Genomic DNA, 239 nt, shown 5'->3' with positions numbered 1-239 from the left:
TTTAACTTAGCACGCCAAACTGTGTTGTTAGCATCTATCGATTGAAGATGGACGCTTCGGTAAATTGAATTAGCCATATCTATTAATCATCTTTCTGTTTTCACTGCATTAATCATAAGTATACTAATAATGATATCAAGCATAATATGGTAAAAACACCTGTCGAGGTATGGTAATTTGAGAAAAAAAGTCCCTATTTTAACTGACTCTGTGATAATTAATTCATTTGTTGAAAAATT

General features: G+C 30.5%; 1 pseudogene. It reads right to left on the bottom strand.

What is annotated here, in order from left to right:
- Positions 1-77: pseudogene (locus AB4512_RS25530) on the bottom strand (DUF3319 domain-containing protein); the annotation flags it as partial.
- Positions 78-239 lie beyond the last annotated feature (162 nt).

It is taken from the genome of Vibrio sp. 10N.222.52.B7 (assembly GCF_041474275.1).
GTDB lineage: Bacteria > Pseudomonadota > Gammaproteobacteria > Enterobacterales > Vibrionaceae > Vibrio > Vibrio crassostreae_C.
This window is presented reverse-complemented; position numbering and strand designations above follow the sequence as displayed.